18 protein-coding genes are annotated in these 19,522 nt (G+C 69.4%); 9 read left to right on the top strand and 9 right to left on the bottom strand.

Annotation, left to right across the window (positions count from 1 at the left end; translation table 11 throughout):
- Together ACFXIV_RS24650 and ACFXIV_RS24645 are read left to right on the top strand one after the other, a co-directional pair.
- A complete protein-coding gene (locus ACFXIV_RS24650) occupies window positions 1–363 on the top strand; it encodes a hypothetical protein (protein ID WP_379400203.1) in 363 nt (120 codons plus the stop codon).
- 61 nt (window positions 364–424) lie between these two features.
- Window positions 425–1,342, top strand: coding sequence for an NADP-dependent oxidoreductase (locus tag ACFXIV_RS24645; RefSeq protein ID WP_379400204.1), 918 nt, complete (start codon window positions 425–427; stop codon window positions 1,340–1,342).
- Here the strand turns inward: ACFXIV_RS24645 and ACFXIV_RS24640 are convergent.
- Both ACFXIV_RS24640 and ACFXIV_RS24635 read right to left on the bottom strand, forming a co-directional pair.
- Window positions 1,290–1,535, bottom strand: coding sequence for a hypothetical protein (locus tag ACFXIV_RS24640; protein ID WP_379421330.1), 246 nt, complete (start codon window positions 1,533–1,535; stop codon window positions 1,290–1,292). The genes ACFXIV_RS24645 and ACFXIV_RS24640 overlap by 53 nt on opposite strands.
- 103 nt (window positions 1,536–1,638) lie before the next feature.
- Window positions 1,639–1,983 carry a hypothetical protein gene (locus tag ACFXIV_RS24635; protein ID WP_379400205.1) on the bottom strand — a complete coding sequence of 115 codons (345 nt, stop codon included), beginning with the start codon at window positions 1,981–1,983 and terminating at the stop codon, window positions 1,639–1,641.
- Between the two features lie 75 nt (window positions 1,984–2,058).
- Between ACFXIV_RS24635 and ACFXIV_RS24630 the strand changes: the two genes are divergently transcribed.
- Genes ACFXIV_RS24630 through ACFXIV_RS24620 form a run of 3 tightly spaced genes read left to right on the top strand, consistent with a single transcriptional unit; the run spans window position 2,059 to window position 2,907 of the window.
- A complete protein-coding gene (locus tag ACFXIV_RS24630; RefSeq protein ID WP_379400206.1) occupies window positions 2,059–2,370 on the top strand; it encodes an ArsR/SmtB family transcription factor in 312 nt (103 codons plus the stop codon).
- Window positions 2,367–2,714 carry a hypothetical protein gene (locus ACFXIV_RS24625; RefSeq protein ID WP_379400207.1) on the top strand — a complete coding sequence of 116 codons (348 nt, stop codon included), beginning with the start codon at window positions 2,367–2,369 and terminating at the stop codon, window positions 2,712–2,714. The genes ACFXIV_RS24630 and ACFXIV_RS24625 overlap by 4 nt, the downstream gene beginning before the upstream one ends.
- Complete coding sequence (locus ACFXIV_RS24620; protein WP_379400208.1) at window positions 2,662–2,907, top strand: hypothetical protein; 246 nt, start codon at window positions 2,662–2,664, stop codon at window positions 2,905–2,907. The genes ACFXIV_RS24625 and ACFXIV_RS24620 overlap by 53 nt, the downstream gene beginning before the upstream one ends.
- 35 nt (window positions 2,908–2,942) lie before the next feature.
- Here ACFXIV_RS24620 and ACFXIV_RS24615 read toward each other — a convergent pair whose 3' ends face one another.
- The 5 genes from ACFXIV_RS24615 to recC all read right to left on the bottom strand — a co-directional run bounded on the left by ACFXIV_RS24615 (window position 2,943) and on the right by recC (window position 14,339).
- Complete coding sequence (locus ACFXIV_RS24615; RefSeq protein ID WP_379400209.1) at window positions 2,943–4,397, bottom strand: flavin-containing monooxygenase; 1,455 nt, start codon at window positions 4,395–4,397, stop codon at window positions 2,943–2,945.
- Window positions 4,398–4,431: 34 nt separating this feature from the next.
- Entirely contained in the window at window positions 4,432–5,274 is an 843-nt protein-coding gene (locus ACFXIV_RS24610; protein WP_379400210.1) for an alpha/beta fold hydrolase, read from the bottom strand.
- Window positions 5,275–5,447: 173 nt separating this feature from the next.
- Window positions 5,448–7,340: an exodeoxyribonuclease V subunit alpha gene (gene recD, locus ACFXIV_RS24605; protein ID WP_379400211.1), complete on the bottom strand. Its 1,893-nt coding sequence runs from the start codon at window positions 7,338–7,340 to the stop codon at window positions 5,448–5,450.
- Window positions 7,337–10,684 carry a UvrD-helicase domain-containing protein gene (locus ACFXIV_RS24600; RefSeq protein WP_379400243.1) on the bottom strand — a complete coding sequence of 1,116 codons (3,348 nt, stop codon included), beginning with the start codon at window positions 10,682–10,684 and terminating at the stop codon, window positions 7,337–7,339. The genes recD and ACFXIV_RS24600 overlap by 4 nt, the downstream gene beginning before the upstream one ends.
- A 334-nt stretch (window positions 10,685–11,018) precedes the next feature.
- Complete coding sequence (gene recC / locus ACFXIV_RS24595) at window positions 11,019–14,339, bottom strand: exodeoxyribonuclease V subunit gamma (protein ID WP_379400212.1); 3,321 nt, start codon at window positions 14,337–14,339, stop codon at window positions 11,019–11,021.
- A gap of 231 nt (window positions 14,340–14,570) precedes the next feature.
- Here recC and ACFXIV_RS24590 point away from each other — a divergent pair, with 231 nt between their 5' ends.
- The 4 genes from ACFXIV_RS24590 (at window position 14,571) to ACFXIV_RS24575 (ending at window position 18,020) form a co-directional block, all read left to right on the top strand.
- Window positions 14,571–14,723 carry a hypothetical protein gene (locus tag ACFXIV_RS24590; RefSeq protein WP_326361853.1) on the top strand — a complete coding sequence of 51 codons (153 nt, stop codon included), beginning with the start codon at window positions 14,571–14,573 and terminating at the stop codon, window positions 14,721–14,723.
- A gap of 89 nt (window positions 14,724–14,812) precedes the next feature.
- Window positions 14,813–15,703, top strand: coding sequence for a tat pathway signal sequence (locus tag ACFXIV_RS24585; protein WP_379400213.1), 891 nt, complete (start codon window positions 14,813–14,815; stop codon window positions 15,701–15,703).
- A 217-nt stretch (window positions 15,704–15,920) separates the two neighbouring features.
- A complete protein-coding gene (locus ACFXIV_RS24580) occupies window positions 15,921–17,369 on the top strand; it encodes an NAD(P)/FAD-dependent oxidoreductase (RefSeq protein ID WP_379400214.1) in 1,449 nt (482 codons plus the stop codon).
- A 210-nt stretch (window positions 17,370–17,579) separates the two neighbouring features.
- Window positions 17,580–18,020 (top strand): hypothetical protein, encoded by a 441-nt coding sequence (locus ACFXIV_RS24575; protein ID WP_379400215.1) that lies wholly within the window; start codon window positions 17,580–17,582, stop codon window positions 18,018–18,020.
- 117 nt (window positions 18,021–18,137) lie between these two features.
- On the opposite strand, the gene ACFXIV_RS24570 is transcribed toward ACFXIV_RS24575, so the two are convergent.
- Together ACFXIV_RS24570 and ACFXIV_RS24565 are read right to left on the bottom strand one after the other, a co-directional pair.
- Complete coding sequence (locus tag ACFXIV_RS24570) at window positions 18,138–18,557, bottom strand: tautomerase family protein (protein ID WP_379400216.1); 420 nt, start codon at window positions 18,555–18,557, stop codon at window positions 18,138–18,140.
- A 28-nt stretch (window positions 18,558–18,585) separates the two neighbouring features.
- Entirely contained in the window at window positions 18,586–19,287 is a 702-nt protein-coding gene (locus tag ACFXIV_RS24565) for an SDR family oxidoreductase (RefSeq protein WP_379400217.1), read from the bottom strand.
- Window positions 19,288–19,522 lie beyond the last annotated feature (235 nt).

Raw genomic sequence — 19,522 nt, 5'->3', positions numbered from 1 at the left:
ATGCCGGAAACCACGCCGCCCCAATCCTTCTCGGCCGTCACCCGCACCATCGTCCAGGACATCACGGTGACGCCCGCCAAGCGCACCGACCGCATCCAGACCCGCCGCATCTCCATGCCCGCGGGCACGGCGGCCGGCCTGCACACGCACAATGGTCCCGTGGTGGGCAGCATCGTGTCCGGCTCGGTGGCCTACCGGATCGAGGGCGAACCGCTGGTCGTGCTGCGGCCGGGCGATGTGTTCTTCGAACCGGAGGCTGTCCGCATCGCCCAGTTCGACGCACTCGACGAGGACGTCGTGTTCCTGGGCCATTTCCTGCTCGGATCGGATCAGGATCCGGCCATCGAATTCCCAGGAAATTAGCCGACACCGCGCAGTCGCCCGTCCTATCGTCGATTCGTTCGTACAACGAAAAGAGCTGAGGATGAAGGCTATTCGCACCCGCGAGCCCGGCATCGACGGATTGGTCTACGAGGATGTCCCCGACGCGAAACCCGGTCTCTGCGATGTCCTGATCAAGGTCGAGGCGTGCGGTATCACGCACAACGAACTGGACTGGCCCATCTGGAACTGCCGCGCCGGCCACCCCCGGGACTCGGTCATTCCCGGCAACGAGGTCTCGGGTGTGATTGCCGCGCTCGGCTACGGCACCGCCGGATTCGCCGTCGGCGACGAGGTTTTCGGCCTCACCGACCAGCTGCGCAACGGCGCGGCCGCCGAGTACGTCGCCGTCGAAGCCCGCAATATCGCACGCAAACCCCGCACCCTCGATCACATCCAGGCGGCGGCGGTCCCGCGTGCCGGGCTCACCGCCTGGCAATCCCTGTTCGACCACGGGCACCTCGAAAAGGGCCAGACCGTCGTCATCCACGGCGCGGGCGGCGCAGTCGGCTCGATGGCCGTCCAGCTCGCGCACTGGGCCGGCGCGCACGTTATCGGTACCGGCCGCGAGCACTCCCGTTCCCTGGCACTCGAACTCGGCGCCGACCGCTACCTCGCCCTGGACACCGAGCAACCGGCCGACGCCGCAGGCCAGGCCGACCTGGTGGTCGACACGATCGGCGGTGACGTCCTCACCGGTTCATCGATCCTGCTCCGCCCCAACGGAACCCTCATCACCATCAAGGCAGCCGCCGAATTCCCCACCGACCGCGACGACATCCGCAAGGTCGTCTTCGTCCAGGAATCCAACCGCGCCCAACTGACCGAACTCGCCCGCCTCATCGACGAGGGCCGCCTCCGCCCCCAGGTCGGCGCCGTCTACCCCCTCGAAGAAGCGGTGAAAGCCTTCAGCGCCAAGGCCGCCGGCGGCCTCCCCGGCCGAATGATCCTCCAGCCGTGAACCGCTCGCCGATCACAATCACCATCGGATCGTCGGCCTCTCCCATCGCATCCATGGGGACCGTGTACCGGTTGCCGGTATCGGCGCAGATCACGTCGGCGATCTTGACCAGCGCTGGAAGGTCCCCGCACTCGAAATGGGCGAGACTCGGCATGATTACCTCGCCGACTCCCTCGGCGTAGGCGAGGTTCATCAGGCGGTTGATCGGCGCGCCCCGACGTGTTGGATCGGACGGTCGTCACGGCCGCCGAGCTTGATCGACTTCGGTCAACTCAGTGGTTTCATTGCTGCAGCCTTCATTGCTGCAGCTCGGGAATGGGTTGTTCTTCGAGGACCACGATTTCGCACTGCTCGGCCCAGTGCAGGTGGTGGTGATCGCCGACCATTTCCAGCGCCTCGTCCATGGAGGTGGCCTGGAGGATGGACATTCCGATCACTCCGCTGTCGGTCTCGGTGGTACCGGTCGGCGTGATGCGGCGCGCATTGCCGAGGGGTTTGCCCGCGTCGACGAGGCCGGTGCCGATCCGGTTGCTCCAATCCGCCCACAGCTGCATGCCTTTCGCGGCTTCCGCGGGTGTGGCCTGGGCGAATCGTTCGGCGACCGAGAGGGGTGCGAGGTAGAGGACTATGTAGCGTTTCATGTTTCCGAAGATAGGTGACCAAATGGTCACATGTCAACGCTCATGTGACCGATTGGTCTCGTATAAAGTGGGGGCGTGGACGAGGATGTGGTGTTCAAGGCGCTGGCCGATCGCACCCGGCGGCATCTCCTGGACGCGTTGTTCGCCAAAGACGGCCAGACGCTGACCGAGCTGGAATCCGGGCTGGAGATGACCCGCTTCGGCATCAGCAAGCACCTCCGTTTGCTCGAGGAGGCGGGCTTGGTGACGGCGGTCCGCAGCGGGCGAAAGAAGTTGCACTACCTCAATCCCGTGCCGATCCGGCTGATTCACGATCGATGGATCGACAAATTCACCGAACAACAGCTCTCCGCACTGGCCGATCTGAAGAAGGACCTGGAATCGTGAGCTTCAAGAACGTCCTCTCGCGTGCACGCCCGGAGACGACCCAGATCCATCGCGTGATCATCGCCGCACCGGCCATGCGGATCTGGCAAGCCGTGACCGATCCCGACTGGACCGTGCGTTACGGATTCGGCGGCCGCAGCGTGCTCGAGCCTCGGGTCGGTGGCGCGTTCACGGTCTTCGCTCCCTCCGGACCTCGTCCGATCGACAGCGAACCGGAGGTCATCATCCGCGGCACGGTCACCGATTACGACCCTCCGGTGTTGTGGGGTGCGCGCATACGTTTCCTGGGCGATGAGAACCTTGCCGCGGAGCCGGAAACCTATCTGCGATACGCAGATTCGTGATCGCGGCGACGGCACCTGCGCCCTGACCGTCATCCACGATGTCGCCGGCGCTCCGCTCATCTCGATCATCGTCTCCGGCGATCTGGAATCGGAAGGCTTCGGCGGCGGCTACCCGTTCATGCTCAGCGACCTGAAATCCCTGCTGGAGACCGGGCGGTCGCTACCCGTCAGTCGCCCCACCAACAAGAGCTGATCACATGAACTGCAATGGATTTGCTTCCACCGGGGTCAGGCCCGCTCGAAACGCATGGCGGGGTCGGTGATTCGGCCGTAGCGGAGTTTGGGGAGGTCGCGAAGGTAGTTCATGTAGAGGCGCCAGGGGGCGCGGTCGCCCGTTTTGGGGAGGATGTCGAGGGCCCGGAGCACGTAGCCCGGCTCGAAGTTCAGGAAGGGCGCGGTGCCGATGGACGGGTCGCGCACCGGGGTCGCCGTGGCGTAGCCGTGGGCGTCCATGTGGCGCAGCAGGCGAACCACGTACTCGCACACCAGATCCGCCTTCAGCGTCCAGGAGGCGTTGGTGTAGCCCATGATGAAGGCGAAGTTGGGCACATCGGAGAGCATCGTGGCCTTGTAGGCCATGGTGTCGGGGAGGTGGACCTTGCGGCCGTCCACCACCAGTTCGACGCCGCCGAAGGGGATGAGGTTCAAACCCGTTGCGGTGATGATGAGGTCGGCCTCGAGGTCGCGGCCGGATTCGAGGCGCAGGCCGGTCTCGGTGAAGGTGTCGATGCGGTCGGTGACCAGCTCCAGCCGCCCCTCGCGGATGGCGCGGAACAGATCGCCGTTGGGCGACAGGCACAGTCGCTGATCCCACGGCCCGTAGGGGGGGTTGAAGTGGGTGTCGATGTCGTAGCCGTCGGGCAGCCAGCGCTTCTGAAAGCCGCGGATCCAGGCCCGCATGCGCTTCGGATAGCGTTGCGACAGTTGGTACATCAGCGTGCTGAGGGCGACGTTCTTGGCGCGGGTCAGGCCGTAGGCGATGCGCGCGGGCAGGTACGCGCGGGCGCGGTCGGCGAGGTCGTCGCGGTCGGGCAGGGAGATGATGTACGACGGTGACCGCTGCAGCATGGTCACGTGCGCGCCCTCCTCGACCAGGGCGGGGCCGAGGGTGACGGCGGTGGCGCCGGAGCCGATGATGACGACCCGCTTGCCCTCGACATCGACGTGGGCAGGCCAGTGCTGCGGGTGGATGATCGGGCCCGGGAAGCGTTCGGTGCCTGCGAAGTCCGGGGTGTAGCCCTCGTCGTAGCGGTAGTAGCCCGAGCAACTGAACAGGAAGTTCGCGGTCATGGTCACCGACCGGCCGTCATGGTCGGCGGTGACGGTCCAGCGGTGGTCCGCCGAGGACCATTCCGCCCGAACCACCCTGTGCCGGTAGCGGATGTGCGAGTCGATTCCGTTCTCGGCCGCGGTGTCGCGCACGTACTCCAGGATCGAGTCGCCGTCGGCGATGGCCTTCTCCCCCAGCCACGGCCGGAACCGGTAGCCGAGGGTGAACATGTCCGAGTCGGAGCGAATCCCGGGGTAGCGGAACAGATCCCAGGTGCCGCCGCTGGCCTCGCGCATCTCCAGAATGGCGTAGGTCCGCCACGGGAAGGCGCGCTGCAGATGGTAGGCGGCATCGATACCGGACAGTCCGGCCCCGACAATCAGCACGTCGACGTGCTCGGGCGTAGTGGCCATAGCCCCAGCCTATCGACCGCGGTGAGCGAGACCACTACGAACGCGACAAGAATTCGCCCACCAAGCCCGCCACCCGATCCGGATCGCCCTTGTCGATGCCGAAATGGTCGAGTCCCGGCACGGTGACGCGTTCGCAGTGCGGGATCACCGAGGCCAGCCGCTCCTGATCGGAGGCCGTCCACGCGCGCCGATCCTTGTCGCCCTCGAGCAGCAGCACCTCGGCGGTGATCTCGGCGTAGTGGTGGTAGGTACCGTCCAGCCGCACGTACTGGCGGTGCTCGGTGAGATTCAGCGGCAGCTGCGCGATGACCATGTCCATCTCGGGCGCCTCCATGAACTTGGGCATCATGCGGCGGAACATCCAGCGCGGGACCTTGCGCGCGCCGTCCGGGCCGATCGCACGGATGAATTCGACGAAGGCGTCGAAGGGTTTGCCCTGGGCCAGGTACTTCTCGTAGGGACCCATCCAGTCGGACGGCATCGAACCCCGCACCGACAGGCCCGGCTCGTACGCCGCGACCTTGCGGGTGCCCGGATTGTTCCGCGCCGCCTCGAGGGCGACGAACCCGCCGTACGAATGCCCCACCAGGAACGCCGCACCCGTCTTGTCCTGGAGCGCGCGCACATCCGCGCAGTCGTCCTCGACACCGTGGCCGGGCCGCTGCGGGCCACTGTCCCCGCGCCCGCGACGCTCGATCGTGTGCACCGTGAACGCGGTGGCCAGCGCGTCGGCGAACCCGCTGTACCCCTGTGCCAGCGACAGCACCCCGGGGACGACGATCACCCCCGGCCCCGTTCCCTCGGTCACGTAGGCGATCCGCGTGCCGTCCGCCGACACCACGGCATCCGTGGACCGCTCGCCTTCCCTCTCGGCCATGGGCAACCTTCCGCTTCGGCCGCACGCGCCACTTTCGGCCGCACACATTCCGAAAGACCACGGCGACAGCCGTATCGGGCCCCGTCCACGCTACGCCGATCGCGCCACCGCGGGCCGGCCTACCAGCGGGATACTCCGGCGCCGGCCAGGTGTTCCGAGGTCGGCACGGCGAGTCATTCCCGGTTGCGCAGGCCGCTGGCGCGCAGCACGCGGCGGGCGATGCCGGAGCGGATGGATTCCTCGGTGCCGAGGATGCGGACGTGCCGCCGGGCGCGAGTGATGGCCGTGTACAGCAGTTCGCGGGTGAGCAGCGTGGACTCCGGGCCGGGCAGCACGACCGACACGGTGTCGTACTGGCTGCCCTGGCTGCGGTGGATGGTCATGGCGTAGACGGTGGTCACGCCGGGGAACTGGGTGGGGTGCACCAGGTAGGGCTCGGTGCCGCGCTGCAGGGCGGCGCGCAGGGCGCCGTCGGCCGCGCGGACGATGACGCCGGTATCGCCGTTGTAGATGCGAGCCTCGTGGTCATTGGCGGTGACCAGCAGCGGCTGGCCCGGGTACCAGTGCCCGGTGCCGGGATCGGCGCTGATCCCGGCGGCGGTGACCCAGCCGGCGGCCAGGCGATCCCAGCGCTCGACACCGTAGGGGCCCTGGCGGTGGGCGCACAGCAGGCGATGGGATTCCAGCGCGGTGAGCGCGGTGGTCGCGTTGCCGTCGACAGCGGCGTCGGTGGCCTCGCGGGCGGCGCGCAGGACGTCGGCGCGTACCTCGGTGATGTCGTCGGGCGGGTAGAGCGACAGTTCGTCGCCGCCGTCGGCCAGCAGGGCCAGGGCGGAGTCCGCGTCACCGGCCCGGATCGCGACGGCCAGTTCGGCGATGCGCCCACCGAAGCGGCGGCCGCGGGTGAGCCGGACGATGCCGCCGCGCAGGCGTTCCCGCTCCCGCCCGGACAGGGCGTCCGGATGGGCGGCGGAGGCCGCCGGGTCGCCGCCGAGAATGCGTTCCAGCGCCGGATTCGCCTGTCCCGGAACGGGTCCCGCGACCAGGTCGGCGAGCACCGCGCCCGCGTCGACCGAGGCCAGCTGGTCCGGGTCGCCGACCAGCACCAGGCGGGCGTCGGGCCGCACGGCGGGCAGCAGGCGGCTCATCATGGTCAGCGACACCATGGAGGTCTCGTCGACCACGATGACGTCGTAGGGCAGCCGGTTGAACTCGTTGTGCTTGAACCGGCCCGCGCCGCCGCGCTGCCAGCCCAGCAGGCGGTGCAGGGTGGCGGCGGTCAGCTCGGGCAGGCCGATCTCGCCTGCCTGCTCGCGCACCGATTCCTGCATGCGGGCGGCGGCCTTGCCGGTCGGGGCGGCCAGGGCGATGCGCAGGGCGGGCGCACCGGGCACGGCCCGCTGATGCGCGACCAGCAGGGCCAGCACCCGGGCGATGGTGTGGGTCTTGCCGGTGCCGGGGCCGCCCGCGATCACGGTGGTCCACTGGGTGGTGGCCAGGGCGGCCGCCAGCCGCTGCCGGTCCGGCGGCTCGCCGGGTCCGGCGTGGTCGGGGAAGAGCCGATCCAGTTCACGCCGCACGAGTTCCGCGTCCACCATGGGATGGGTGGCGGCGCGTTCGGTGAGGACGCGGCGGATGGTCTCCTCCTGCCGGTAGTACCGGTCGAGGTAGAGCAGCGGGCCCGAGTCGTTCGCGCCGGGCGGGTCGATGAGCCGCAGCGGGCGCAGCGGCCCGGACGGGCTGCCGGTCACCAGCGGACTCACCCGCAGCGCCGCGATGACCGAATCCACGTCCGGCCACGGCAGGGTGGCCGGGTCGATCGCCGATTCCTCGGCGCCCTCGGCGTCGACACCGATCTCGTGCATGCGCCGGACCTCCAGGCACACCGACCCGGAGCGCACCGCGCGCACGGCCAGCGCGGTGGCGAAGACGACGGCCGGGGACCTTTCGCCGCCGAGCCGCGCGAGCCGCAGCGCCACATGCACGTCGGCCGCCGACAGCACCCCGGCGGCATTGAACACCTGCAGCGGGCCGGTGCCGCGCTGCGCCAGCTGGATCGCGGTCATCGCGCCACCTCCGGGTCCCCGGCCAGCAGGGCCGACAGCTCGACGATCAGGTCCGCGGGCGGCAGCCAGTCGAAAACGCCGCAGCCGTCCGGGGTGTCGGGTCCGACCATGCCGCGCACGAACAGGTAGCGGATGCCGCCGAGGTGGGCGGCCGGATCGTAGCCGGGCAGCCGCCAGCGCAGATACCGGTGCAGGGCAACGGAATACAGGATGGCCTGCAGCGGGTAGTGCGAGCGCATCATCTCCGCGGCCATGCGCTCGTGGGTGTAGTGGGCGACGGTGAGGTCACCGGTGCCGAGTCGGTTGGTCTTGTAGTCGACGACCACGAATCGCGGTCCAGTGGTGCGCAGCACGGCGTCAATGCTGCCGGTGAGGTAGCCGCGCAGCGGGGTGTCGTCGAGGTGGGCCAGCTGGTCGGCGTAGGGGGCGAAGACATCGTCGGCGGGCAGATGGCGGCGCAGCAGGTCGGCGATGCGCGGGACGGTCACCCGCGCCGCGACCGGATGGTCGCCACCGGCCAGCGGGAGCTCGAAGTCCAGCTCGCTCAGGCGATCCCGGGTCGAGAAGTCGGCGAGCGAACCGAAACCGATGGGCGTGTGCATGACTGCCAGCAGCGCGTCCGACAGCACGTCCGGGTCGGCGTCGAACATCTGCTCGCTCACCGCGTGCTGGACCCGCGCGCGGATCTCGGCGGCCAGGTCGGGGGCGTCGGTATCGACGTATTCGAGGACCTCGTGCACGAGCGTGCCGAACTCCGCGCCGTAGGGCAGCGAATTCATCAGCGACGGCCGGGCTCCCGCGAAGGCGGTGAGGTCCTCGGCGAGCACGGATGGAGTGGCCGGTTCGTCAGCGACACCGCTGCCCTCGGGCAGGTCGGCGGCGGGCAGGGCGTCGTGCGCGCCCGCCGTGAGCGCCGAATAGGAGGTGCGCCGCCACGCCTGGTCGAGGGCACGGCCGAAGTGGGCGGCCGCCAAAGGCTCGGTGGCGGTGGCGGTGTCGTCGAGAGGCAGCCGGGCGCGGGTGATCTCGCGCACCGGCTCGACGGCGATCACGCCCGGTGCGGCGGTGGCGGCCCACTCCCGGATGCGTTCCAGCAGCACCGAATCCGCAGGCACCGGCACCTTGTCGGCCACGGCCGGACTGCCGGGCTCACGGCCCAGCAGCATGCGGTGCAGGGGCGCGGTCTGAGTGTCGTAGGCGGGCGCCCACCAGGCCACGATCTGCGCGCCGGCCCGGGTGAGGGCCACATACAGCAGGCGCAGTTCCTCGGCCTGCTCCTCGGCCTCGGCACGCAGACGGCGAGAACTGTAGCCGGGCGCGTCGGGGCCGCCGACATCGAGGACGCGGCGGCCCTGCTCGTCGTGGAACAGCAGGGTGGGCGGGTTGCGCAGTTTGGCCGCGTCCCATGCGAAAGGCAGGTACACGACCGGGAATTCGAGGCCCTTGCTGGCGTGCACGGTGGCGACCTGCACGGCGGCGGCGTCGCGGTCCAGGCGGCGGCTGCGGTCGGCGACGCTGCCGGAGGCCGGATCACGCACCCGGTCGGCCAGCCAGCGGGTGAGCGCCGACAGGCCCAGGCCCTCGCGCAGGGCCGCGTCGTCGAGCAGCTGGGCGATCTGGCGCAGGTCGGTGAGCTGGCGTTCGCCGCCTTCGAGAGCGAGCAGGCGGGGGGCCAATTTTGTTTCGGCGCTGAGTTTTTCGGCGACCGCTGCGAAGCCCGCGCGGGCGAACAGCCGGGCCGAGTCGCGCAGCTCGGCGCTGAGACGGCCGACCAGATCCGCTCCCCCGGCGTCGATGTCCTCGGCGCTCAGCCCGAGCAACGCGGTGCCGGCGGCCAGGCGCACCCGGTCGGCGCGGTGCGGCTGCTCCAAAGCGTGCAGCACCCACAGCCATTCGGTGGCCGCGGGCGTGCCGAACACGCTCGCGCCACCCGCCAGCACCGAGGCGACACCGGCCGCCTCCAGTTCGGTGCGCACCATTTCCAGCTGATTCCGGTTACGGACCAGGACCGCGATATCGCCCGGCCCGATCGGTCTTTCGCCGGGTGTGCCTGCGTCGATGAGCACCCCGGATTCGAGCAGGCCGACGATATCGGCGGCCACGTCGACGGCGACCCGTTCTCGCTGGCGGCCGACCGTCGGATACCCGGACTTGTTGAGCGGACCCGCGCCACTGCGCGGCAGGCACCGCAGTCGCAGGGGCGTGACCCGCTCCGGCGCACCGGACAGCCGCGAGAACGGCCTGGTCGCCGCCACCCGGTGCACAGTGATCTCCTTGTGCCCCAGGGCCGCACCGCCGTGGAGATGCTCGAGCGCGGTCAGCAGGCCCGCGTCGCTGCGCCGGTTGGTGGTGAGCTCGCGCTTGCTGTCGGCGTGCGCCACCGCGTCCAGATAGCTGAGCACCTCCGCACCGCGGAAGGCGTAGATGGCCTGCTTCGGATCACCGACGAGCACCAGCGTGGCGTGCCCGTGGAAAGCGCGGCGCAGGATGTCCCACTGCAGCGGGTCGGTGTCCTGGAATTCGTCGACCAGCGCCACCCGGTACCGGTCCCGGATGCGCTGGCAGGCGCGCGGCCCGTGCTCGGGATCGGCCAGCACCTCGTGCAGCAGCACCAGCAGGTCGTCGAAGTCCCGCAGGCCCGAAAGCCGTTTCCGCCGAGCCGTTTCCACCCGCACCGCCGTCGCGAACGCCACCCGCTCGGCCGCCGGATCCTCCTCGCCCTCGGCCTCGGGCAGCAGCAGGGCGTGCGGATCGCCCACCGCCGCCGCGGCCAGCCGCTGCGCATCGGCGGGCCCGAACGGCGCGCCGCCACGTGCGTACCGGCTCAGATACAGGTCATCGGCGACCGTGGACACCACATCCTCGATCCCCTCCACCAGCCGCGCTCCCGGATCCTGCTCCCCAGCCAGCCCCAGCTCGTCGAGCATCCGCTGACAGAAACTGTGCGTGGTGGCAATGGTTCCCGCGTCGAAGTCCGACAGCGCGGCCAGCAGCCGCTCCCGCCGCGTCGCGATCTCCCCCGGATTCCCCTGCGCCAGATGCCGGATCAGCTCGTCCCCCGACGTCAGCGCCAGCTCCGGATCCCCCAGCGCCGCCGCCACTCCCACGAACCGGTCCCGCGTCCGCTCCCGCAACTCCTGCGTCGCCGCCCGGCTGAATGTCACCAGCAGCAACTCGGAGACATCCACCCCCAGCTCGGCCACGAACCGCACCGCCAGCCCCACGATGGCGTAGGTCTTCCCGGTCCCCGCACTCGCCTCGAGCACGGTGGTCCCGACCGGCAACGGCCCCGTCAGCTCGAACCGATTCCCTGAATCCCCGAACGAATGGGAAATTGCGGACATGGCGACCGAATCATCCTGCGGCCCAGCATCATCGCCGACGTCGCCGGGCGCATCCCACAGCCCGTCGGCGGCGGTCCCGGAATGATCGCGGTCCGGTTCGCCGCCCGACATCGCCGAATCCGGCTCGGCGGCAGACAGATCGAACAGGTCCGGGGCGTCGCTGCCCGTGGGCACGGCGTCCCGGCGGCGCCTCTCCCCGGCAGGACCGTCGCTGCTGCGGCGGGTGCGGGTGGCCGGTCGCGGGGCCAGGTCCGGATCGGTGAGGGAGAAGAGGTCGTCGGTCATGCCGGGCTCCCGGGCGCGGTGATGGGCAGGGGGTTCCTCCTCGGGGTGGTCATGGCTGACCTTGATTCTCGTTGGTGAGCAAGGGGTTCCAGAGCCGGCGTGCCAGTTCGCCGAAACGGGTGGGTTCGGAGTCGACGCCGGGGAGCGCGGGTGCAGCGGCCTCGGTGAGCTGGTCGAAGCGCGGGGAACGGCCCAGGATATGGCGGAAGTAGCGGTCGGTGTGTTCGCCGAAGCGGTCGTCGAAGTCCTGTCCGGCGGCATGCAGGGCGTCCTCGGCGGAGGCACCGGCAAGGCGGCGTTCCGCATATGTGGCCGAGGCCGAGGGGGCGATGGGCAGGGGTTCGGACAGGCCCTCGTCGCGCAGCAGCACCAGGTCGCGCAGGATGCCGCGGGCCAGCGGCGCGGTGGGTGAGGTCAAGGTGGACTGCCAGGCGGGGCGATGGTGTTTACCGCGGCCGATGGTGATGGCCCGCCACGACTGATGGGTCCCGCTCGCAGCCAGCGCGAGCAGGCGAATCCAGGCCGCCATCCGGTGTTTCGGAGCCAGCCGCGAGAACGTGGTGCGCAGCAGCGCGTCGTCGTGGACGTCGGGAACGGTACCGGTGAGGCGGCGGCCGTCCCCCAGGTCCACGGCGATATCGATGGTGCGCGCGGGGATCTCGTGCAGCGGGCGAGCCACCCGCACCAGCTGGTCGACGGTGCCCTCCACCTCGTCGAGCACGGCCGCGCCCATGGTGAACGGCGGCAGGGTGCCGCGCCGCCATTCAGCGGCGCGCAGCACGTTCGGGTCCACGCCGGTCAGGCGCGCGGACAGCATGCGCTCGCCCATGTTCCATTTGGTCAGGCCGTCGAGCTCGATGGGGAGGCGGTCGGCGATCTCCTCCTCGTCCTCGGGCACCCGGATCCCCAGGCGCTGCCACAGGAATGCCCGCACCGGATGCTCGGCGAAGGCCACCAGATCGGCCAGCTCCACATCGCCGCGTTCGCGCGCGGGCAGCGGCGTACCCAGGAACAACGGCCGCGGCTGCGGCGAGCGCCCCGCGGCCAGCGCTCCCGCGAGCGCCACGGTGTCGAAGCTGAACGGCTGCTCGGGCCGGAAGTTGCGGCGATCGAAGGGCTGCAACGGATGTCGCGTCACCACCCGATCCAGGGCGGCCGCACCGACATGCGCGCGCACCGTGTCGAGCAGCTCGGCCAGCGGAATCGCGGGCGGGCGGTGCGCACCCGACACCGGATCGGATCCGGTGTGCAGCAGGACGAGTCGCTCCCCGGCGGCCATGATGGCGTCCAGTAGCAGCTGCCGGTCCTCGCTGCGCGGATCCCGATCCCCGGGGCAGCGGTGCCGGGCCAGCGCGTCGTCACCGTCCACGCCGCCCGCACGGGGGAACACCTCGTCGTCGAGGCCGAGCAGCACCACCACCCGGTGCGGCACCGACCGCATCGGCACCATGGTGCACACCGTCAGCTCGCCGGTGCGGAAATTGGCGCGCGAGGGCCGCCCGGCCAGCCGGGCGGTCAGCAGCGCCCCGATATCGCTGAGCCGCAAGGGAATCCCGCCCGCGGGCTCCAGCGCGATCGCCAGTTCCCGGCGGGCCTGCACCCCCATCCAGCCCTGGCTCGCGGGCATCTCGGTGAGCAGGTCCAGTGCCCGGCCCAGCACCGCCGCCCATTCGGCCGCGGGCCGCGCGGTGCCCGCCGGTTCCTCCAGCGTGGACCCGCGCAGATCGCGCAGGCAGACCGCCAGCCGGTCCACGAATTCGGCGAACCGGCCTGCCAGGTCGATGTCGTTGCTGTCCACATCGTCCAGCGGCAGCACCAGATCCAGCCAGTCCTCGCTGGATTCCCCGGCCGCCACCCCGAGCAGAATGCGATCCACCGCCGCATTGAGCGTGTTCTGCGCGAAGTCGCCGAGCCCGAACGCCTGCCGCTGTCGCTGCCCGATCCCCCAGCGCGCCCCGGTCTCGGCGGCCCATTCCCGCAGCCGCTCGATATCGTCGTCGTCGAAGCCGCAGCGCACCCGAACCGGTTCGGCCGCACACAGATCCAGCACCTCGGTCACGGTGACGCGCCCGTCGGCCAGCTCCAGCAGCGTGCCGACCACATCCAGCACCGGATTGACGGCTCGCTGCGCGCGATCGGCGAGCCGCACCCGCAGCCCGTGCGCCGGATGCCCGGGCTCGGCCCCGTCGAGGGACCACTGCCCGAAGGCCGCGCGCACCAGCGGCGCGTAACGCTCCACATCCGGGCACATGACGATGACGTCGCGCGGCTCCAGCGTCGGGTCGGCGGCGAACAGTCCGAGCAGCGCGTCGCGCAGCACCTCCACCTGTCGCGACGGCCCGTGGCAGGAATGCACCGCGACGGTCCCGTCGGCCAGGCTCGGCTCCGGCACGAGCGACCACCGGTCCTGCCGCACGGCGGCCTGCAACTCCGACAGCAGCGTGCGCGGCGCGACCGTCTCCGGGCGCGGGTGATAGGTGTCGATGTGGTCGTACCCGGACAGCCGCTGCTGCAGCTCCCGCACATCCCGGCCCAGCGCCGCCAGCAGCGGATGCCGCACGCGCACACCGGGACTCGGGATCACCTCGGCATCGGCGAGCTTGGTCCACAGCGCGGGGCTGGGATGCACCAGCCACAGGTGCACCTGCCGTCCCGACGACAGCGCCGAGAGCACCTCCAGCTGATCGGTGGTCAGCCGGGTCACGCCGAACAGCGAAATCCGTTCCGGCAGCGACACGATGGACGGTTCCACCCGCAGCCGCGCGCACGCCGCGCCCAGGCGCTCGGCGGGACTCGCCACCCCGACCACGCTGCGCAGCCGCCGCCACAGCAGTGGCTGCCACACCAGATCCGCGGGCAGCGCCCGGCCCGCGCCGTCGGTGTCGCGGCCGTCGGACCACTCGTTGATCATGGCCGGGCGCTGGGTGGCGTAGCTGTCGAACAGCGACGCGATCCGCGCGGCCGTCGCGTACCGGCGGCCGACCCGATGACCGCCCGCGTCCCCGTGCCCGAGATGGCGCGCCAGCACCGCGGCCCACGGCTCGGCCAGCACCCCGTCCAGCACCGGCAGCAGAGTCCACACCAGCCGCTCCGGCGACCACGGATCCTGCTCGGGATCCACCCCCGTCGCCTCCGCCAGCGCCGCCGCCACCAGGGCCGCCGGATCCGCGAAACCGATATTGGCCGAAATACCGTCGGCCGCGGCGCCACAGCCGAGCACCGTGGCCAGCCGCTGATTCAGCCAGCGCTCGATCCCCTTGGCGGGAACCGCCACCACCTCCGGGGTGAACGGATCGCCGAGCGGATCGGCGAGCAGCTCGGCCAGCGCGTCGGCGAGCGTATCCGCTCGTTCGGCCCGGTGAATGTGCACGAGCTGTGTTTATACAGTCGGCGAACGACATGCAAACACCGAGCGCCCCGGCTCGCCGGGTGACACCTGCCACATGCCCAGGATTTGCTAGGGCGCGTCACCCCGAAATTCGAGTGTGGTATGCGACAGTGCCTTTCGGGGAGGTTCGAAGTTCTCAGGAAAGGCTGGTCCGCGTCGATGTCTGCGTCGGTGATTCCGCTCGTGCCCAGAACCGGGTTCACCGTTCGGCGGGTGGGAGACCGCTGGGAACTCGTCAACTCCCGGCATTACGGACGCGGCGTGGTACTGCAGTCGTGGCCGCGGGAGCGGCACACCGAGGCATTCGAGCACTGCTACCGCCTCAATGGGCGCAGCATCGAAGAGCTACAAGCGGCTTTTCACTGACGCGCGCGAAAGTCTGTGCAACAGTGTCGATTCGATAACACACATACCGATTCACCTCAAGACGTGCGTATCGGGCATCGTCCCCTCTATTGTGTTCCCTCGTGCGTTCCCCCAAGGCCCGGCGCGTGGCCTCCTCCGCTTGTGTTCTCGCTGCCGCGGCCCTCATTCCGGCCGCCCCCGCCTTCGTCCCCATGGCCGGTGCCGCACCGGTGCACACCCAGGGCCCTATCGCGGGATTCGACGCCGATATGAGCAGCCGCATCGCGGCCGTCGACAATTACCTCGGCACCCGCCCCGGCGTCACCGGCTACGTGATGCGTGACCGCGTCACCGGCGGCATTTATCGAAACGGCAACGCGGACACCAACTTCTGGACCGCCTCCACCATCAAGCTGGCAATCGCCGAGGATCTGCTGAACCGCGCCCGGATCGGCGCCATCCAGCTCGGCCCCGACGACCGCGCGCTGATGGAGTCCATGCTGGCAACCTCCAACGACAATGCCGCCGACATCCTGTGGAACAAGTACGCCGGCATCGACCGCATGTCGTTCAACAACGCCTTCCGCGCCAACGGCATGACCGGTCTGGTCCCCATGCCGCCCACCACCTCGATCGAGCAGGTCAAGCTGTTCCCCGACTGGGGTTTCCAGCAGTGCTCCCCCGCCGACCTGGACCGGCTGATGGACAACGTGCTCACCCGCATGCACCCGGACGACCGCGCCTACCTGCTCGACCGCATGCGTCACGTGGACACCAACCAGCACTGGGGCGTATGGGGCGCGGGCGCGGCCATGAACCCGGGCCTGAAGAACGGCTGGTCCGACGAGCAGGGCGGCTGGGTGGTCAATTCGGTCGGCTTCGCGGGCCCGGGTGAGCGCTACACCCTCGCCATCATGACCGAGCAGGGCGATCAGGGCGGTTACGCCGACGGCTCCGAAACCACCACGCACGTGGCGCAATTGCTGTTCCAGGGGCGCTGACACCGACGCTGCGCGCGGGCGGTTCCGGCACGGCCGGGGCCGCCCGCGGCGCGCTTCCCGGCAATCCTCGCTGGACGACCGACCATATTGTAGTTTCAAGGTCGTTGTCTGAAAGGTCTGTTTTCGGTCGATCCTGATTGGTCTGCGCTACTCACACTGCACTACCGTTACGGGTGAGTTGTCGTACTTTCCCCGTCTGGCGAGGAGCAGGAACTAGATGAACGCCGAGAAATCCGTCGCACAGCGTCATCGCGTGGTGGTGATCGGGTCCGGGTTCGGTGGACTGTTCGCCTGCAAACAGCTGCGCAAGGCCGACGTCGACATCACCCTCATCTCGAAGACCTCCACGCACCTGTTCCAGCCGCTGCTGTACCAGGTCGCCACCGGCATCCTCTCCACCGGTGAGATCGCCCCCGCCACCCGCATCGTGCTGCGCCAGCAGCAGAACGCGCGCGTCGTCATGGGCGAGGTCACCGACATCGACGTCGAGAACGGCACCGTCACCTCGCGCCTGCTCAACCAGGACTACGTCACCCCGTTCGACAGTCTCATCGTGGCCACCGGAGCGCAGCAGTCCTACTTCGGCAACGACCACTTCGCCACCTATGCGCCCGGCATGAAGACCATCGACGACGCCCTCGAACTGCGCGCCCGCATCCTGGGCTCCTTCGAAGAGGCCGAGCTCGCCACCGATCCCGAAGTCCGCGACCGCTTCATGACCTTCGTGGTGGTCGGCGCCGGGCCCACCGGCGTCGAATTGGCCGGACAGATCGCCGAACTCGCCGACCGCACCCTGGAAGGCTCCTTCCGCAATATCGACACCCGCGATGCGCGCGTCATCCTCGTCGAGGGCGCGGGCGCGGTGCTCGCCCCGATGGGCCCCAAGCTCGGCGGCAAGGCGCAGCAGCGGCTGGAGAAGATGGGCGTGGAGATCCAGCTCAACGCCATGGTCACCAACGTCGACGCGCGCGGCGTCACCATCAAGGACCAGGACGGCTCCGAGCGGCGCATCGAATCCGCCTGCAAGGTGTGGTCGGCCGGCGTGCAGGCCAGCGGCCTGGGCAAGATCCTCGCCGACCGGTCCAAGGGCACCGAGGTGGACCGAGCCGGGCGCGTCATCGTCGAACCCGACCTCACCATCAAGGGCTACCCGAACGTCTTCGTGGTCGGCGACCTGATGTCCGTGCCGGGCGTGCCCGGGCAGGCGCAGGGCGCCATCCAGGGCGGCACCTACGCCGCGAAGGCCATCAAGGCCGAGGTCGCAGGCAAGCAGACGGTGGCCGACCGCAAGCCCTTCAAGTACTTCGACAAGGGCTCCATGGCCACGGTGTCGCGGTTCAGCGCGGTGTGCCAGGTGGGCAAGCTGGAGTTCAGCGGCTTCTTCGCGTGGCTGGCCTGGCTGGGCCTGCACCTGTGGTACCTGGTCGGCTTCCGCAGCCGTTTCGTCACCGTGCTCGAATGGTTCGTCTCCTTCCTGGGCCGCCACCGCGGTCAGATGGCCGCCACCGAGCAGTGGGTGTTCGCGCGACTGGCGCTCGAGGCGCTCGACGATCCGGCCGAGGCGCGTCAGCTCGCCAAACAGATCGGCGGCGAAAGTTCTTCCGGTAACGGCAAATCCGCGGCGAATGAGGAAGCGGAGAAGTCCTCGCAGCAGCGCGCGGGCTGACAGTAAGCCCGACCCGATGTCTACCGAGGCCGGAATCCCCGAACTGGGATTCCGGCCTCTTTCATGGCTTTTCACGAGCACAGTGGCTAATTTCCAGTTATGGCAATGATTTTCAGCTGTCCACTTTGTCACCAATCCAGGCGACCGGTGGGTTCGAATGCCGAGCGTCGATGTACCCCTAGATGTTCTGCCCGAACAGAAAGGTTCTGCATGGCCGCAGGTAAGCACCGAGCACTCAACCCGCACCGGAACAAGGTCGGCAATGTGGTTGCGGCAGGGGCGGTTCCACTAATACTGGCGATCGTCGGACCGGGCACCGCGAACGCGGCACCGGCCGAGGTCGCTCCGATGGCACAGCAGGGCGACGCGCCCAGGGCGCAGTGGCCGGCCGCTGACGCCCCGAACGTGAATCCCTATGAGGGCCTGCACATTCCGGGTGACATCAAGAGCTCCATCCAGTGGTCGAGTCAGGCCCCGGACACGAGCTACCTCGCCCCCGTGGGCGTACTGCACCCGCCGGCCCGGATCCCGGTCCCGGACAACGCAGCGGACGCTCGCATCGTGCCCGGGCCCGACGGGCCCGGGCACGCAGGCGCCGCAGTCGGTGCGTTCAACGCGTTCAATGCTCAACCCCGCGTCGTCGGCGACTGACCCTCGCCGCCGAGCAGCTCGATCGAGCACCGCTGTGCTCGCGGTGGGAACCGGCGGTGAGGGCCGGTTCCCACCAGCCCCGCCATCCCACCGCGCCGATACGGGCCACGTCCTCGGTCAGTAGGGAATGGGTTTGTTCGCCTCGGCCCAGCCGCGCTCGATATGGCTGCCGGGCGGGGGCGGGAACAGTCCACCGATCATCCAGGTGTCCCGGGGTACCTCGTTGATATTGAATTCGAGATGCAGCCCGCGGTCGTGGGTATACGGGGCCATGAGGGTGTGCAGGCGCTCGCTCATGTGCTTGCGCAGATCGGGGTCGTCGAGTTGGCGCGCCAGATGGTCGATGGTGATCCGCACCGCGGGGATCGATACCCCGCCGACGTAGAAGGAGTCGGCCGGGACCTCGTGGAAGAGCGCCACCGCGTAGAACTCCGGCAGCCCGAAGCGCGCGTAGTAAGCCGTGATGTCCTTGGCGAAATTCTGTTTGTCCTCAGCCGTGAGGGTGTCGGCGGGGTGATAGATGTGCCACAGCGGCATGATGAACTCCCTTGGAAGAGACGGATTTTCAGCGACCGAGCGGCAGCACGAGGCCCTCGACCGGGCCGGACAGCGCCGCCTTCACCTGCCTGGTGAACTCGTCCACGAGCACCTCGGTCGCCCCCTGCTCCAACCCGTCGGCGACCGCCGCCGCCACCTCGGCCGGGCTGATCTTCGGCGCCGCGATGGCCTTGACCATGTCGGTGTCGGCGAACCCGAGATGCACACCGACCACCTGCGTACCCTGCCCCGCCAGTTCGATCCGCAGGGAATTGGTGATCGACCACAGAGCGGCCTTCGACGCGCCGTACGCGGCCGCCCCCGAACCCCAGGACAGCACCGAGTGGATATCCACCAGCGCCCCACCACCGTTCGCGGCGAGGATCGGCGCGAAAGCCCGAGCGATCCGCAGCGGCCCGAAGACATTCGTCTCGAACGTCTCCACCACATCCGCCATCTCGGTCTGCAACAGCGGAGCCGGCCGCAACACCCCCGCATTGTTCACCACAATGCTCACATCCCCGGCCCGCTCCGCGACCGCGGCAATCGAATCCGGATCGGTGACCTCCAGCTCGACCGGCACGATCCGCGGATCGTCACTCGACTCCGGCTTCCGCGCGCTCACGTACACCTTGGCCGCACCCCGGTCCAGAAACTCCCGGGCAAACGCACGGCCCAACCCGCGCTGCCCGCCCGTCACCAGAACATTCGCACCCTCGATTGTGGTCATATCTACCTCCTGAGTCACTGACTGCCGTATCTGACTATATCCAACTATAGCCACCTTGTGGGAGTGGGTACAGGTGGCAGATCTGCCGTCCTCGGAATGGGCATCGATCTCGCCGAGGCCGCTGCGAGACCACCTGGCCTCGCCATCTCGCGCCCGGGCCGGGAAGTAGCGACGCGCGTCGCCGGCCAGGCACCCCGCGTAGCGCGATGATCGGGGGCCCGAATCTGTTGCGGCG

It is taken from the genome of Nocardia sp. NPDC059236 (assembly GCF_042754085.1).
GTDB lineage: Bacteria > Actinomycetota > Actinomycetes > Mycobacteriales > Mycobacteriaceae > Nocardia.
This window is presented reverse-complemented; position numbering and strand designations above follow the sequence as displayed.